The organism is Nocardia sp. NPDC049526 (genome assembly GCF_044465765.1).
Lineage (GTDB): Bacteria > Actinomycetota > Actinomycetes > Mycobacteriales > Mycobacteriaceae > Nocardia.
In genome coordinates, this window is the sequence record NZ_JBITMA010000005.1 from 337,617 (window position 1) to 353,382 (window position 15,766).

The 15,766-nt window shown below is 65.6% G+C and carries 13 protein-coding genes; 4 read left to right on the plus strand and 9 right to left on the minus strand.

The features are described 5' to 3' along the window. Positions 1-82: 82 nt before the first annotated feature. From ACIBW7_RS18070 to ACIBW7_RS18085, 4 genes are all read right to left on the minus strand, one after another. Complete coding sequence (locus ACIBW7_RS18070) at positions 83-2,113, minus strand: SDR family oxidoreductase (RefSeq protein ID WP_397047501.1); 2,031 nt, start codon at positions 2,111-2,113, stop codon at positions 83-85. Positions 2,114-2,418: 305 nt separating this feature from the next. Then, positions 2,419-4,119, minus strand: coding sequence for a bifunctional metallophosphatase/5'-nucleotidase (locus ACIBW7_RS18075; protein WP_397047502.1), 1,701 nt, complete (start codon positions 4,117-4,119; stop codon positions 2,419-2,421). Between the two features lie 99 nt (positions 4,120-4,218). Further along, positions 4,219-4,878 carry a cutinase family protein gene (locus ACIBW7_RS18080; protein WP_397047504.1) on the minus strand — a complete coding sequence of 220 codons (660 nt, stop codon included), beginning with the start codon at positions 4,876-4,878 and terminating at the stop codon, positions 4,219-4,221. A 183-nt stretch (positions 4,879-5,061) separates the two neighbouring features. Beyond that, positions 5,062-6,084 (minus strand): zinc-binding alcohol dehydrogenase family protein, encoded by a 1,023-nt coding sequence (locus ACIBW7_RS18085; RefSeq protein WP_397048172.1) that lies wholly within the window; start codon positions 6,082-6,084, stop codon positions 5,062-5,064. Between the two features lie 188 nt (positions 6,085-6,272). Between ACIBW7_RS18085 and ACIBW7_RS18090 the strand changes: the two genes are divergently transcribed. Then, positions 6,273-6,914 carry a TetR/AcrR family transcriptional regulator gene (locus tag ACIBW7_RS18090; RefSeq protein ID WP_397047506.1) on the plus strand — a complete coding sequence of 214 codons (642 nt, stop codon included), beginning with the start codon at positions 6,273-6,275 and terminating at the stop codon, positions 6,912-6,914. After that, positions 6,911-8,602 (plus strand): FAD-binding dehydrogenase, encoded by a 1,692-nt coding sequence (locus tag ACIBW7_RS18095; RefSeq protein WP_397047508.1) that lies wholly within the window; start codon positions 6,911-6,913, stop codon positions 8,600-8,602. The genes ACIBW7_RS18090 and ACIBW7_RS18095 overlap by 4 nt, the downstream gene beginning before the upstream one ends. 27 nt (positions 8,603-8,629) lie before the next feature. On the opposite strand, the gene ACIBW7_RS18100 is transcribed toward ACIBW7_RS18095, so the two are convergent. From ACIBW7_RS18100 to ACIBW7_RS18110, 3 genes are all read right to left on the minus strand, one after another. After that, entirely contained in the window at positions 8,630-9,571 is a 942-nt protein-coding gene (locus ACIBW7_RS18100; RefSeq protein ID WP_397047510.1) for an expansin EXLX1 family cellulose-binding protein, read from the minus strand. A gap of 192 nt (positions 9,572-9,763) precedes the next feature. After that, complete coding sequence (locus ACIBW7_RS18105; RefSeq protein ID WP_397047512.1) at positions 9,764-11,017, minus strand: bifunctional 3,4-dihydroxy-2-butanone-4-phosphate synthase/GTP cyclohydrolase II; 1,254 nt, start codon at positions 11,015-11,017, stop codon at positions 9,764-9,766. A gap of 60 nt (positions 11,018-11,077) precedes the next feature. Beyond that, positions 11,078-11,710 carry a PadR family transcriptional regulator gene (locus ACIBW7_RS18110; RefSeq protein WP_397047514.1) on the minus strand — a complete coding sequence of 211 codons (633 nt, stop codon included), beginning with the start codon at positions 11,708-11,710 and terminating at the stop codon, positions 11,078-11,080. A 100-nt stretch (positions 11,711-11,810) separates the two neighbouring features. Here ACIBW7_RS18110 and hemC point away from each other — a divergent pair, with 100 nt between their 5' ends. Next, the gene (gene hemC, locus ACIBW7_RS18115) at positions 11,811-12,740 is read left to right on the plus strand and encodes a hydroxymethylbilane synthase (protein WP_397047516.1); all 930 of its coding nucleotides are present in this window, start codon (positions 11,811-11,813) and stop codon (positions 12,738-12,740) included. 104 nt (positions 12,741-12,844) lie between these two features. On the opposite strand, the gene ACIBW7_RS18120 is transcribed toward hemC, so the two are convergent. Continuing rightward, a complete protein-coding gene (locus ACIBW7_RS18120) occupies positions 12,845-13,990 on the minus strand; it encodes an acyl-CoA dehydrogenase family protein (RefSeq protein ID WP_397048174.1) in 1,146 nt (381 codons plus the stop codon). A gap of 177 nt (positions 13,991-14,167) precedes the next feature. Then, positions 14,168-15,010 (minus strand): IclR family transcriptional regulator, encoded by an 843-nt coding sequence (locus ACIBW7_RS18125; RefSeq protein ID WP_397047518.1) that lies wholly within the window; start codon positions 15,008-15,010, stop codon positions 14,168-14,170. A 241-nt stretch (positions 15,011-15,251) separates the two neighbouring features. Here ACIBW7_RS18125 and ACIBW7_RS18130 point away from each other — a divergent pair, with 241 nt between their 5' ends. Beyond that, entirely contained in the window at positions 15,252-15,728 is a 477-nt protein-coding gene (locus ACIBW7_RS18130; RefSeq protein ID WP_040701449.1) for a flavin reductase family protein, read from the plus strand. The last annotated feature ends 38 nt before the right edge of the window (positions 15,729-15,766 follow it).

Consider the following 15,766-nt stretch of genomic DNA (forward strand, 5'->3'; position numbering starts at 1 on the left):
ATCGTCCACACCAGGGCCGAACGTCCCACAGTCGCCGCAGCAGGCGGGTCGCGTCGAGAAAATCAGCCCATGATGGGATCTGTCACCAATGTAGGCCGGGGATTACCCGGGTGACCCGCGCAGCCGGGCTCGGCAGTGCCATCAGCGGCAGTACCACCGGTGCGAGGTAGGACAGCGCATTGCGACCGGAGTCCTGATCCGCATCGTCGGCAGCGGCGGGGGTTACCGTCTGCTGCTTCCCCTGTGCCGCATGCGATTCACCGAACCAGCGGAACCCCTGGTGCATGATCGTCCGCTTGACCGACGGCATCAGCAGTTCGACCGCTTGGGCGAAGGTGCCGACCGGGGTGTCGATGCGGTGCGGGCGATCCTCGATGGCGCGCACCACGATGGCGGCGGCACGGTCGGGATCCGGCACCGGCAGCGAGCGATAGATATCGGTCGGCGCGATCATCGGCGTGCGCACCAATGGCATGCGCACGGAGGTGAAAGTGATTCCCGCATCCCGATTTTCGACAGCAGCAATCTCGCTGAAGTTGTCCAGCGCGGATTTGCTCGCCACATACGCGGCGAAGCGCGGCACCTTGGTCTGCACGGCGATCGAGGAGATGTTCACGATATGTCCGAAACGCCGCGCCCGCATCGACGGCAGCAGCGCGAGAATGAGTCGCACCGCACCGAAGTAATTGACCGCCATGGTCCGCTCGAAATCGTGCATGCGGTCGGTGGAATTGACCACCGAACGACGGATCGACCGTCCCGCATTGTTCACCAGATAATCGACATGACCGTGATCGGCGAGCACCGCGGCGACCAGATCGTCCACGCCGTCGGAATCGGTGATATCGCACGGATAGGCATGCGCGACACCGCCTTCGGCCCGCACCGACTCCGCCGCGGCGTGCAGATCGTCCACACCGCGCGCCACCATCAGTACGGTCGCACCGCGCTGCCCGACGGCATGGGCGGTGGCCAGGCCGATACCGGAGGACGCCCCGGTGATCAGGACGACGCGACCATCCAGCCGATCACCGCTATCGCCGGGCCGACCCCGGTTCGGGTCCAGGTTCTCGGCCCAGTACTGCCACAGCCGCTCGGCGTAGCTGTCGAACGACGGCACCGCCAACCCCGTCCCGCGCAACTGTGCCCGTGTGGAGTCGGAGACGAATTCCGCCGCGAACGAGGTGTGCGGTGCGACCTCGGCCGGAATTCCCAACTGCGCCAACAGGAAATCGCGAACGGTCGCGACACCCGGGATGTGGGCGAGCCCGTTCAGCGCGAACCCGCTGCCGGGCACCGTGCCGATTCCGGTCGGCGCACCCGCCGCGGCCGCGAGCGCACCGTAGATCTCGCCGAATGGCTGCGGCTCGGGGTTGACCAGGTGGAATGTGCGTCCGTCGAGCCCCTTGCGGCGCACCAGCTCGACCATCGCGCCCGCCACGTAGTCGACCGGCACGATATTGGTCGCACCCAGATCCGGCAGCAGCATCGGCAGTTCGGCAGGCAGTGCGCCGAGGCGCGAGATGGCGGGGAAGAAGTAGTACGGACCGTCGATCTTGTCCATCTCACCGGTGCGTGAATCGCCGACCACGATCGCCGGCCGATACACCCGCCAGCGCACCCCCTCTGATTCGCGGACCAGCTTCTCGGCGGCGAATTTGGTCCGGTGGTACGGCGAGGTCAGCTGCTGACCGAGGTCGAAATCCTCCTCGAAGAATTTGCCCTTGTGGTCACCGGCCACGGCCACCGAGGAGACGTGGTGCAGCACCGCGCCCAATTCACGGGCCAGCTCCAACACCGAGCGCGTGCCCGCGACATTGGCCGCGTGCGCGGTCTCCTCGTCTGCGGTCATGTCGTAGACCGCACCGAGGTGGATCACATGGTCGGCCTCGGGCGCGTCCTCGATCAAACCGAGACCTTCGGCGGTCAGATCACCGAGCATCGGAAATGCGCGTTCGCCACCCGTCCAGCCCGCGGTGAGTTCACCGAATTTCGCCACCGATGCGGTGCGAACCAGCACATGCACAATGGCTTCGGAATCGGCCGTCAGCAGTTCCTGAACCACCCGCCGGCCCAAGAATCCGGTTCCGCCCGTCACGATGAAAGTTGTCATCGCATTTCCTCCTGCTGTCGCACTCGAATTGAGTTGTCACACATGCGCGCCCGGCATGCAGCAGTGAATGCGGACATCATTGATTTCGGCTTCCAGCCAACAGTTTGCTGAGCCAATGCAGGAACACCATTGCCCTACTGGTGGGTAACTTTAATCGGCGCAGCTAGCCCCGGGCAAGCGAACGACGGCCAAGGGTGATGTGTGACTGGTCACCAATGGGCGTCGCTAATATTGTGTGTTACAACAGTTTTCAGATAATGCCCGAACGCGAAAGGTCAATCGGGACACCGCGTTTGCCCACCGGCTCAGCGCTTCCCGGCGCGGGCGGGCGGCGATTCCAGCGGTGGGCGGCCCTTCAGATAGGTCTCGAAAGCATCAAGATCGATGGGCCCGACAGTCTTGTCGGTGCTCTCGGTGAAGACCGTGAAACCGTCGCCGCCCGAAGCCAGGAAGCTGTTGGTGGTGATGCGATACGTGGCGACCGGGTTGAGGGGTTGGCCGCCGATGCGCACGCTGTCGGCGACGACCTTGCTGCCCTTCGGACTCGACTCGACATAGGTGTAGGTGAGCCCAGCGGGCGAGAGCACGGTCGCCTTGCCGTTGCTCCATTGCTGTTCGAGCAGGCGCAGGATCTGACTGCCCGTCATGGTGACGGTGACAACCTGATTGCCGAACGGCTGCACGCTGTAGATATCTCCATAGCTGATCTGACCGGACTTCAGGTCGGTGCGTACACCGCCCGGATTCATGAAGGCCGCGACCGCCGCCGCGGGTGCGGCCGCGGTGACCGAGAGCATCGAGTCGGCGATGACATCACCGAGCGGCGATTCGCCGGAGCCCGCCGGTTCGTGCGGCAGCGACGCCGCCGCGATGCCGACCGGCCGCTCCGCGCGCGGCTTGGCCTGCTCGGCATAGAAGTCGATCAGCGAGGTGGTGGTCGCGTCCGGAGTGACCTCCCGGGTCACCACCCGGTTGACCGCCGATGCCTGCACACCGTCGGCGCCGAAGCGCAGGGTGACATCGGTGATCAGCCGACCGTAGGAGGCGGCTTGGGTGACCACCTTGCCGTCGATGGTGCAGACATACGGCTGATGCGAATGTCCGGTGAACAGCACCCGCACTGCGGGATCGACACCGGTTGCCAAAGCGGTGACCTCGGGGGAGATATTCGCACAACCGTTGTAGTCGACCGCCGCATTCTGGGCTGTTCTCTGCACGCCACCGTCGTGCACCAACGCCACCACCGATTGCGCACCGGCCGACTTCACCTCGGGGACATAGCGATTGATCGCCGCGACTTCGTCGCCGAAGGTGTAGCCCCGAATGCCTTCCGGCAGCACGATACTCGCCGTCTCGGGCGTCACCGTGCCGATGACCCCGATCTTGTGTCCGCCGACCTCGAGCATCGTCCACGGCCGCAGAGTGGACGGCAGCTTACCGTCCGCACCGGTGACGTTGGCGGCCAGAAAGGGAAACTTCGCTCCGGTGAACGGCGCGCCGGGCGAGCATCCGGCGAGCGCGCATCCCCCCTGCTGCAGCCGCGCCAATTCGACTACGCCGCTGTCGAATTCGTGATTGCCCACCGAGGAGGCGGCCAGCCCGATGGAATTCAGGAAGGTGATGGTCGGCTCGTCGTGGAAAAGTCCGGAGACCAGCGGGCTCGCGCCGATATTGTCCCCCGCCGACACCACGGCGCTGGCCGGATACGCCTTCTTCAACCGAGCCAGATGGGTCGCGAGGTACGCGGCACCGCCCGCGTCGTGTCCAGCGATCTTGGCGGTCGAACCCGTGGGTGGTTGCAGATTGCCGTGGAAATCGTTGAGCCCGAACAGATGTACCTCGTCCGACTGAGCGCCGCGCAGATCGTCGGTCGAGATGAGCGGGATCACCCCCGGTGCCGTCGAGGTGGTCGGGTGACCGCTGTCGGATGCGGTACCACACCCCGGCACCAGGGCGATGCTCACGAGTCCCGCAATGATCATGCCGATGCGACGGTGCGCTCTCATACTTCAGACTGTCCCACGCCCGGGTGCCATCGGCATGAATCTCGTGCGAACACACCGACGGCGGGGTCGATACTCGACCCCGCCGCGCGGATTTCCCGGTTATACCCGGCCCGCTGCGAATTCCGCGGCCGGCCAGAATGCCCAGCCGTAGTTCGTGTGCTGGCTCGGGTCGATGCCGCCACCGCAGATCGGATCACCTCCGGTGCAGTAGTCGGCGGTCTTCCAGGCGTAGTTGCCTGGGACGCCCCAGCCGATCAGGCGGAGGGGATCACCGAACAGCAGAACCGCGGAGACCTTCCATTCGAGATCGCCAGGGAGCACGTAGATCCCGGGCAGCGCGGTCACGATGCCGGTGCCGACGACACCGTGCACGACGGCCGCGCCCTGCGAGTAGCCGACCAGGATGAACTGCTGATCCGGGCACATTTGCGACTGCCGAATGACATGGTCGGTCATGTCCTGGGTGCCGCGGCTGAGCGACGTAGGGTCGAGCAGGTCCGCGGGATAGTCCACCCGGTAAGCACTGCTGCTCACCGGAAGTGCTTGGAGCAGCGTGCCATACAGCGGGTCGCCGACGACGGAGCCGAGCCACCCGGGTTCCCCGGTGCCTCTGGCTACGACCACATCGACCGCGGCACAGTCCGCCCGTGCCTGCGCGCCGATACCGGTCACCACCCCCGCCGTCGCGACGAGCAATAGCACAGCGAATACCCGTGCCGGCCGCCACTTCTCGAATATTCTTACCTTCCGGATTTCCATCGTGATCACCTCTCACGCCGTTGTGAGAAGCCGAGTGACGCTTGTCAGCGACAAGTGTCACTCGGCTATATCTGCGAAGGTAAGAACGATAGAGAGTTGCGTCAAGCAACTCAGCTGAAGCGAGACCGGTTCAGCGCTGAATCGTGTCCTGGAATCCGGTCCCGCGCACGACGATTCGGGCGCCTATGGGATGAGAACCGCTGCGCCGGTGAAACGTCCGTGTGCGAGATCCGCGAGGGCTCGATCCGCCGTACCGAGGGAGTACCCCGTTGTGGTCACATGTATACGGTGTTCGCCCGCCAGCGCGAAGAATTCGCGCGCGTCGGCGCGGGTATTGGCAGTCACCGAGCGAATCTCGCGCTCCTGGAACAGATGCCGCTGATAGTTCAGCGCCGGGATATCGCTGAGATGGATGCCCGCGATGGCAAGGACGCCGCCGCGATCGAGCGCTTCCATAGCGGGCAGCACCAGTTCGCCGATCGGCGCGAACAAGATCGCCGAATCCAATTGCACCGGAGGCCGATCCGCCGCACCCTGCACCGAGGCCGCGCCGAGGTCGGCGGCCAACTCGCGCGCCGCCGGATCCCTGGTCATCACATGCACCTCGGCACCGCGCGCCAGCGCCACCTGCGCGGCGATATGCGCGCTGCCGCCGAAGCCGTAGATCCCGAGCCGTCCACCCCTCGGTAGATCCGCACGCTGCAGCGCCCGATAGCCGATGATGCCGGCACACAGCAGCGGCGCGGTTTCCATATCGCTGTATCCGTCGGGCAGTTGGTGCGCGTAAGCCGCTGGGACAGTGGCATATTCGGCGTAACCGCCGTCCGCGTCCCAGCCCGTGTACTGCGAATTCGGGCAGAGATTCTCCGCGCCGCGCAGACAGTACCGGCAGATGCCGCAGGTGTGGCGCAACCAGGCAATGCCGACGCGATCACCCACCGCGAATTCGGGAGCCGAAGAGCCGAGTGCCCCAGCGGATCCCGGTCCCTGCGCCACCACCTCCCCCACCACCTCGTGCCCGGGCACTACGCCGGGCCGATGCACCGGCAGATCACCCTCGGCAACATGCAGGTCGGTGCGACAGACTCCGCAGGCCAGTACTCGCACGAGGAGTTCACCGGCCGCGGGTTCGGGCACCGCTTCGCGAACGAAGTCGAGCGGTCCGCCATCGATCGGTCCCGGCCGTCGCACCCGCCAGCCGGTCACGCCCGAGGTCGCCGCCGCACTCGCATTCACCGATCACTCCTCACCGACAGGGGAAACGGTCTCTTCGGATTATCCCTGCCGACCGCGCTGGTTCACCCGTTCCGCCGAGGGCGAGTCGGCCTTCTGATACATTTCTGTATTGAATACATTGGTGTATCGAATGGACCGGATGCCCGAGGAGGTGCACATTGGCCTCGACCACCGATGCGGATACCCCGGCGCGCCGGGTGACCCGCCGGCGCACCGAGACACGTAAACGCCTGCTCACCGCCGCATATCAGGTCTTCGCCGAAGAGGGCTTCGGCCGGGCCTCGGTGGAGCGCGTCTGCGAACGGGCCGGGTTCACCCGTGGCGCCTTCTACTCCAACTTCACCTCGCTCGACGAGTTGTTCCTGGCCATGTGGGAGCAGCGATCGGCCGCCATGATCGCCGGTATCCGCGCGACCCTCGACGGCTTCTCGGTCGACGGCGTCGCCGATATCCGCGCCGCGGTCGAGCGCTTGGACCGCGCCGTGCCGATCGATGAAGACTGGTTCCGCATCACCGCCGAGTTCACCTCGCACGCGCTGCGCACACCCGGCCTGCGGCAGGTGATGGCCGGACGCGAGGAGGCAATCGTCGCGGCGCTGATGCCGACGATCGTCGCCGCGCTGGCCCGCGTCGGCCGGACGGTGCCCGATCCCGTCGCGCTCGGACAGGCCCTGGTCGCGGTGCACGACGGCACCGCTGTTCAGGTGCTGATGGAACCCCGCAGCCGCAAAGTGCGCATGCGACGCACCGAGCTTTTCTGCCACATCGTGCTGGCCTACAGCACCGGAACCGAAGGATGACCATGACCGACCCGAGTCCCGAATTCACGCAAGAGGCAGATGTCATCGTCGTCGGTGCGGGCCTGGCCGGGCTCGTGGCGACCCACGAACTGGTCAAGGCCGGCCGCAAGGTGCATGTGCTGGACCAGGAGAACCGCAATAACCTCGGCGGCCAGGCCTTTTGGTCGCTCGGCGGATTGTTCTTCGTGGACAGTCCGGAGCAGCGCCGCCTCGGCATCAAGGACTCCTACGAACTGGCACTGCAGGATTGGTTCGGTTCGGCGGGTTTCGATCGCGAGGACCAGGACTGCTGGGCCCGCCAGTGGGCGCGGGCCTATGTGCGCTTCGCGGCCACCGAGAAGCGAGACTATCTGCACGAGTTGGGTTTACGGGTGACGCCGCTGGTCGGTTGGGCCGAGCGCGGTGGCGCCTTCGCCGATGGGCACGGCAATTCGGTGCCGCGCTTCCACCTCACCTGGGGTACCGGCCCCGAGGTAGTTCGGGTATTCCAGGAGCCGGTACTCGAGGGTGAGCGCCGCGGACTGGTCGGCTTCAGCTTCCGGCATCGGGTCGACGAGTTGATCGTCGAGGACGGTGCGGTGGTCGGCGTGCGCGGCAGTGTGCTCGAGCAGACCGATCTGGAACGCGGTCGGGCTTCGTCACGAAATGTAGTCGGCGACTTCGAATTCCGCGCCAAGGCGGTGATCGTCACCTCCGGCGGTATCGGCCACGATCACGAGCTGATCCGCCGCAACTGGCCCACCGAACGGCTCGGTCCGGCGCCGGAGACCATGATCTCCGGTGTGCCCGCACATGTGGACGGGCGAATGCTCGGCATCTCCGAGACCGCGGGCGGCGCCATCGTCAATCGCGATCGCATGTGGCATTACACCGAGGGCATCAACAACTGGAATCCGATCTGGCCCGATCACGCCATCCGGATTATCCCCGGTCCGTCCTCGCTGTGGTTCGACGCCAACGGAAAGCGTTTGCCCGCACCGTGTTTCCCGGGGTTCGACACCAATTCGACCATGAAGGAGATCCTGGCCACCGGCTACGACTACTCCTGGTTCGTACTCACCCAGTCGATCATCGAGAAGGAGTTCGCGCTATCGGGCTCGGAGCAGAATCCGGATATCACCGGTAAGGATCTCAAGCTCACCCTCAAGAGCCGGGTGGCCAAGGGGGCGCCCGGTCCGGTCGAGGCATTCAAACAGCACGGGGTCGACTTCGTGGTCGCGAATACCTTGCGCGAGTTGGTCGATGGCATGAACAAGATCGCGCGCGGCCCGCAGTTGGACTTCGACGAGTTGGAACAGCAGATCGTCGCCCGCGATCGTGAAGTCGCCAATAAGTACTCCAAAGACGCGCAGCTGATGGCGATCAACAATGCGCGCCAGTATTTCGGCGATAAGGCGGGCCGCGTGGCCAAACCGCATCGCATCCTCGATCCGGCCCACGGGCCGCTGATCGCGGTGCGGCTCAATATCTTGACCCGCAAGACCCTCGGCGGATTGCAGACCAATCTGGACTCGCAGGTGATGCGGCCGGACGGCACACCGCTGCCCGGACTGTATGCCGCGGGCGAGGTCGCCGGATTCGGCGGCGGCGGTGTGCACGGCTACAACGCGCTGGAGGGCACCTTCCTCGGTGGCTGCATTTTCTCCGGCCGTGCCGCCGGACAGGCCTTGGCCACGAAACTGAGCTGACCTTACCCACCCGCCGACTGCCGTCCCCTAGGTGTCGCAGCCCGTCGCGGCGACGCTGGACGGTGGCTGCGGTGTCGTGGTCGGGATCTCCGGTGTCGGTGCGGGCGGCGGTTCCGGGGCGGGCTCGGTATAGAGGCTCATGCCGGTGTACCGCTGGCCCTGCTCCAGGGAGATCCCGGTAATTTCTGCCTGATGCCCGTGGACATCGGTCACCTGGGCCGAGAACGGTCCGGACCCGGCGCCGCTGATCGTCCAGTAGTTGTCCATGCCGCGATTGAGTTCATGCCACGGCCCTCCCGTTGCGGACCGTAATGCCACTCGCTGGATGGGATTTCCCGATCCGGTGACCAGCATTGCCAGCCAAGAGGCCGAGGAGTCCGGCTTCAGCTCATAGATCAGCTCGGGTGCGGGAAGCGGATCGCGGACCAGCGAATAGCGGATCTGCGCGACACCGTCGGATCGATTCGCGATCTGTTCGAAGGCCGCGGTGCTCAAATCCAGTTGTCCCGGAGCACATCCCGGGCAGCGGTCGGCGATGAGCACTCGGACGTCGCCGCGCGGGCCGTGCACATCGAGATACGCACCGCACAGATCGGCGTGCCCGTACTCCCGAGTGGAGACGCCCACATAGAAGCCGCTCGTCGGCAGTCCGGTGAACGAACACGCGATACCGGGGCCGAACGCGTAGTACCGTGCCTCGCCCGGGCGTGTGGACGGCGACGCGTCCACCGTATGCCAGTTGGCGACTCCGGTGCTACTGCCGACCACCATCATTGGCGAGGTGCCGGTCCCGGTGTCCGGCACCGAATGTGTCGCCTCGCACGACGACTGCGGCTCGGGTCCGGCGGCCCAGATCGTGATCGCCACCGCGGTCAGTAGTACGCCGGCGGACGACCACAGCCACCGCGAGCGGAAATGCTGCTGTTGGATCGGTATTCGGTGCACCGCTGTCCCCGACTTCCGGCTCACCCAACTCGCGGACTCTCCATCCTGACCCCATCAGGAAAGCAGGCCGACCCGCGACGCATGACTCGAACGAAAAATCTACGCAGTGAAACATGCACATGTCGGCAATCTCACGGCAAATAGCTAGCATTCGGCGACGAAGATCGGAAAAGATTCACCGCTGGCGACTGCTCGCAGGTCACTGGAAAGGGTCGGCTACGAGGTGGCCCTTGCCTGTTCGGCGTCCACACCCGAGAGTTGATGGTCCATCCGATCGCGCTTGGCGCGCAGGTAGCGGATGTTGTGTTCGGTCGGCGGCGCCTGCAGCGGCAGCCGCCGCACCACCGTGACCCCGTACCGTTCCAGGTCGGCCTGTTTGGCCGGGTTGTTGCTGAGCAGCCGAACCGATCGAATGCCGAGGTCGGCGAGCACCTGCGCACCCGCCGCATACCCGCGGGCATCGACCGGCAACCCGAGTGCGATATTCGCTTCGACGGTATCGGCGCCGCGATCCTGTAATTCATACGCCCGCAGTTTGTTCAACAATCCGATGCCCCGCCCCTCCTGTCCACGCAGGTAGACCACCACGCCACTGCCCTCCTCGGCAACCGCGCGCATCGCGGCGTCGAGCTGGTCGCCGCAGTCGCAGCGCAGCGAGCCGAGAGCGTCACCGGTGAGGCATTCCGAATGCAGCCGCGCCAATACGGATTCGCGAGTCGGTTCACCGAAAACCAGTGCGAGGGTTTCGGTTCCGGAGATCTCGTCGCAGTAGCCGATGAGACGGAATTCGCCGTATCGAGTCGGCAGGCGGGTCTCCACGACCCTGGTCAGGGTGGGTTCGGCCCGGCGGCGATAGGCGATCAGATCGGCGATCGAAATAATCGGCAGTACATGGGTTTCGGCGAAGTCGAGCAGTTGCGGCAGACGGGCCATCGAGCCGTCGTCGTTCACGACTTCGGCAATCACACCTGCCGGTCGCAGTCCGGCCAACCGGGTCAGGTCGACGGCGGCCTCGGTGTGGCCGGCGCGGCCGAGCACACCGCTGGGATGTGCGCGCAGCGGGAAGACGTGGCCTGGTCTGGTCAGCTCGTCCGGTGTGGTACGCGGATCCGCCAGCGTGCGCACGGTGTGGGCGCGGTCGGCGGCCGAAATCCCGGTCGTCACACCGGAACCCGCATCCACCGAGACCGTGTACGCGGTTCCCTTCGGGTCCTCGTTGATCGATGTCATCGGCGGCAGCTGGAGCCGATCCAGATCCGCGCCGGGCAACGGTGCGCACAGCACGCCGCTGGTGTGGCGGACCATGAAGGCGATGGCTTCGGGCGTCGCCAGTGCGGCGGCGAGGACCAGATCGCCCTCGTTCTCCCGATCTTCGTCGTCGACCACCACGACCATGGCGCCCGCGGCAAGGGCGGCGAGCGCCGTCTCGATCGTGTCCAGCGAACGCTGCTGTGCCAATTCGGTGCGCATATGTCTAGTAGAAGTATTTCTACTAGACATATCAAGCGTCATCCCGCTCAGTGAGCGGGATCAGGAAGCGCGGCGCCCCTTACTCTTCGCGGACTTCTTCGGAGCGGTCTTTCTCGCGAGTTTATCCACGTCGGCGAGCAGCGCCTCGGCGAAATCCCGCTCGGCCTCGTAATGCCGTATGCACCAACGCAATACCGCGCCAGGATAGGCCCAATCCGGATTCTCGTCGGCGCCCTCGGCATCGACCTCGGCGAGTTTGCGCATCCGCTCCGCGTATCCGATGTGCTCGGAGAGAATTTCGCGCAATCGGTCCGGTTCGGCGAGATGCCCCAGCCAGGCGCGCAACATGACGCTGTGCTTGAGCACCGGTGCCTCCACCGGTGCGTGGTTCACCCACTGCGCCGCCGCCGTGCGACCGCTCTCGGTGATGGCGTACATACGCTTACCACGCACGCCGTCGTCCTGGAGCACCGTGCGCGAGGTGGCGTAACCGTGTTTCTCGAGGCGTTTGAGCTCGGCGTAGATCTGACTGAACGATGGGCTCCAATAGAAGAACTGGAGGCTCCAGTCGGCCCATTTCTTCAGGTCGTAGCCGGAGAGTTCGTCGGCGTGCGAGAGCATGCCGAGCACGGCCCAACTCGTCGTCGGCAGATCGGGAACTTCGGCGCTCGCCGGAGACTTCGCTTCGGTCACGATAGGACTATACCGCTTAGGCATATTTCGGGCGCAAAGTCCCGCTGAGTGGGACACGCCCCGGTGATCGGGGCACGGACGCCGGGAGTAGTCTCGCCGCATGTCGCGTACGCGCACTATTCGGATCAGTACCCGATCCAGCCCGATGGCCCTCGCTCAGGCCGAGCAGGTCGCCGGATTGCTGGCCGGGCTCGGGATCGAGAGCGAGCTGGTCAAGGTAACCACGGCGGGCGATCGCTGGATGGGCGATCTGTCGAAGCTCGGGGGCAAGGGCGCCTTCGTCAAGGAGATCGATCAAGCGCTGCTCGATGACGAGGCCGATCTGGCGGTGCACTGCCTCAAGGACATTCCCGGTGATATTCCGGTGCCGGAAGGGCTCGCCTTCGCGGGTTATCTGCCGCGCGAGGACGTGCACGATGCGGTGATCACCCGAACCGGCGCGCCCCTCGCCGAACTCCCCGAGGGCACAGTTGTCGGCACCAGCTCGGTGCGCCGGACCGCACAGCTGCGGCTGCACTATCCGCATCTTGCGGTGAAACCATTGCGCGGCAACGTCAATACCCGATTGGCGCGCCTCGAAGAGGGCCACATCGATGTGCTGATCGCGGCCGTATCGGGGCTGCACCGCGTCGACCAGGCGCACCGGATCACCGAAACCCTCGACCTGGACACGATGTGCCCGCCGATCGGGGCCGGCGTGATCGCACTGCAATGCCGCGACGACGACACCCAACTACTCGATCTCGGTGCACGCCTGGACGATCCGGCCACCCACCGTCACGCCGATGCCGAGCGCGCAATGCTGCACGCACTGCAGGGCCACTGCAACTCCCCGATCGCCGGACACGCGACGACCGACCCCACCGGGCGACTCACATTGCACGGCAAGGTCTTCAACCTCGACGGCAGCCAGTGGCTGGACGCCAAACACTGGGGCGTCCCGGAGGACCCGAGCGCTCTCGGCTTCTTCGTCGGCGCGGACCTGCTGCGCCAGGGCGCACGAGCGATCATCGACTCGATCCCGCACTGAAACCCCGAGCCGGGACTCGGCGCAGTCGCATATCGACCGGCTCTCTCGCAACTGGCATAGCTTGTGTGAGATAGGCACTGGTTGTGCGACCGGCAGCGGGGCTGTCAGTCGGTGAAGCCGTCCATCATGGACAGCACGCGGAGCATTACTTCGTCGGCACCGCCACCGATGCTGAGCAGGCGGCTGTCGCGGTAGGCGCGTGAGGTCCAGGTTTCTTCCATGTAGCCCATGCCGCCGTGCACCTGTAGACACCAGTCGGCGACCTGTCGGCCGAGGCGGGCGGCCTCCAGTTTGGAGATCGTGGCCATCCGGGTGACATCGGTGCCTGCCATATAGGACTCGGCGGTCGACTCGGTGTAGACGCGGAGCATGTCGACGCGGGCCGCGAGTTCGGCGTAGGTGTATTGCAGGTATTGGTTCGCGGTGAGCGGGTGGCCGAACAGCTTTCGGTCGCGGGCGTAGTCGCGGGTGGCCTCGAGTTCGATGGCGCAGGTGATGGGGACGCTGTAGGAGGCGAACATGCGCTCCATCACGAACTGCGACATCTGCTGTTGGAAGCCGCGGCCGATTTCACCGATGGTGTTGTGCACCGGAACTCGGACATTGTCGAAGGTGAGCAGGCCGGTGTCGGAGGCGCGCATACCGAGCTTGTCGAGCTTGCGGTCGACCCGGAAGCCCGCAGTGCTGGTGGGGATGACGATCTGGCTCATGCCGCGGTAGCCGCCCTCGTCGGAGGTGCGCACCAGGGCGCAGAGCCAGTCGGCCTGAACGGCATTGGTGATGAACATCTTCGAGCCGTTGATCACCCAGTCGTCACCGTCGCGCCGGGCGTGCGTGCGAATCCCCGCCACATCCGAACCCGCCTCCGGTTCGGTAACCGCTACACCACAGACCATTTCGCCGCGCATGGCGGGCGCGAGAAACTCCTGTTTGAGTTCTTCGCTGCCGTGCGCGTGCAGCGACGGCGTCGCCATCGCGACCTGCACCCCGAGCGCCATCGGGAACGAGCCGTGGGCGACCCGCCCGAGTTCCTGGCACAGCACCACCGTGAACAGATGGTCCGCACCCTGGCCGCCGTAGGCCGGATCGTATTCCAGCCCCAGCATCCCGAGCTTCGCCATATCGGCGAAGACCTCGTGCAGCGGCATCCACTCCGCCCGTTCCCACTCGTCGACCCGCGGATTGATCTTCTGCTCGACATACCGTCGAACCAGCGCCCGGAACTCCTGATGCTCATCGCTGTAGATCACATCGCCCTCCTCACCGAGGCCCCACCCCACGCTAACCGAACGCCCCATCACAGGCAGCCGAACGTCGCTTCCGCCCGGACAATGCGCCGCGCACAAATTCGCACGCCGCGCACTGTTTTGCCCGGTCAATTCATGCGTGGCGCGCTCAACCCCGCAACGCCACCCGCCAGACCCGAATCACCGCCAGCGAGCATGACGCGGAAACAGCGCCCGCCCCGCCTCGTGCGCAACCTCGACCAGCACCCGCGCCAGACGCGCGGTATCCAACGCCGTTCGATCCCCACCGATTTGACCGGACAGCGAGAGTGCGCCGATGGCTGCTCCGCGCCCGCGAATCGGCACCGCGACGCAGGAGATCCCGGTCACCGACTCCTCGTTGTCCACGGCAATTCCCTGCCGATGCCGGATCCGCGTCAATTCGCGGTGCAGTTCCGCCCGGTCGCAGATGGTCCGCGGCGTCAATTGCGGCAACCGGTCCCGGAAGGAGGTCTCGATAATGCTCGGCTCCAGCGAGGCCAGCATCGCCTTGCCCAGGGCCGTGCTGTGCGCGGGCATCCGGCCGCCGAGGCGGGTCGGGATGCTCGCGGTGTAGCGGCCACCGGCCTTGTCCAGGTACAGCACCTCGCGTCCGTCGAGCACGCCGAGGTGGCCCACCATGCCGGTCCGCTGACACAGCTCGTGCAGCAGCGGGCTCACCACATCGCGAATCTCATTGTGGTCGGCGGCGAGTCCGCCGAGTTCCAGCGGACGCAAGCCGAGGCGGTAGCCGCCGGGCGCGTGCGCCAACCAGCGCAGCCGGATCATCTGATCCAGGATGCGGTGCACTGTGGACCGCGGCAGGCCGGTTCGCTCGGCCAATCCGAGCAGCGTCAGAGTCGGTGTCGAACCGTCGAAAGCGTCTAGGATCAGCGTCATTCGCTCGATCATGGAAACCGGCGGCTGCGCGGGCCGGGTGGTCGGACGACCCGGACCCGATAACAGCTCGTCGGATCCCGGACCGGTCAGCACCTCGACCGTCATGGCGCACCTCCATTGTGTAGCCCATACAGCTTAGAAGTATTTCGATTAGGCATGTCCGTTTTCGGCATACCCGCTTGTGTCCCCAATCACAGTGCCGTCACGCGTACGACGTCGAATCCCGGAAACTACGGAGATCGCTACGGATCTTCTCGGTAGCCGGAACCGACCATTGACAGCCCACCGCGCGCGCCGCTTACCTTCATGGCGAAACGGAATATTTCTAGTCGAAACTAGGAGCGCTATGGCCGTCGTGCTCGACTTCAAGGCCGTCCTCGGCCGATTCGCCACCGGAGTCACCGCGATCACCGCCCTGGACGGCGCGCAACCCATCGGGTTCGCCTGCCAGTCCTTCTCCGCACTATCGCTGGATCCGCCTGCCGTGGCACTGTTCCCGGCCCGGACCTCCACCACTTGGCCGCGGATCCGCGCGGCGAGCAAGTTCTGCGTGAACGTGCTCGCCGCCGATCAGGAGCAGGTGTGCAGACAGCTCGGCCGCAGCGGCCCCGACAAATTCGACGGACTCGACTGGACCCGCTCCCCCAACGGTTCGCCGCTGCTCGACGGATCCATCGCGTGGATCGATTGCGAGCTCGGCGGAGAGCTGGACGGCGGCGATCACACCATCGTCATCGGCCACGTCACCGCCCTGGGCGCGGGCCGCGAGGCCGATCCGCTGCTGTTCTACCGCTCCGGATTCGAGCGCCTTACCACTGCCTGAGCCGTCTCCCGGCCAGTGAGACCACACCTTTGCGCGTC

Bases quoted from the DNA above. Each gene is read 5' to 3' on its own strand.
- ACIBW7_RS18070 (WP_397047501.1), bottom strand. From the start codon at position 2,113: ATGACAACTTTCATCGTGACGGGCGGAACCGGATTCTTGGGCCGGCGG.
- ACIBW7_RS18075 (WP_397047502.1), bottom strand. From the start codon at position 4,119: ATGAGAGCGCACCGTCGCATCGGCATGATCATTGCGGGACTCGTGAGC.
- ACIBW7_RS18080 (WP_397047504.1), bottom strand. From the start codon at position 4,878: ATGGAAATCCGGAAGGTAAGAATATTCGAGAAGTGGCGGCCGGCACGG.
- ACIBW7_RS18095 (WP_397047508.1), top strand. From the start codon at position 6,911: ATGACCATGACCGACCCGAGTCCCGAATTCACGCAAGAGGCAGATGTC.
- ACIBW7_RS18105 (WP_397047512.1), bottom strand. From the start codon at position 11,017: ATGCGCACCGAATTGGCACAGCAGCGTTCGCTGGACACGATCGAGACG.
- hemC (WP_397047516.1), top strand. From the start codon at position 11,811: ATGTCGCGTACGCGCACTATTCGGATCAGTACCCGATCCAGCCCGATG.
- ACIBW7_RS18125 (WP_397047518.1), bottom strand. From the start codon at position 15,010: ATGACGGTCGAGGTGCTGACCGGTCCGGGATCCGACGAGCTGTTATCG.
- ACIBW7_RS18130 (WP_040701449.1), top strand. From the start codon at position 15,252: ATGGCCGTCGTGCTCGACTTCAAGGCCGTCCTCGGCCGATTCGCCACC.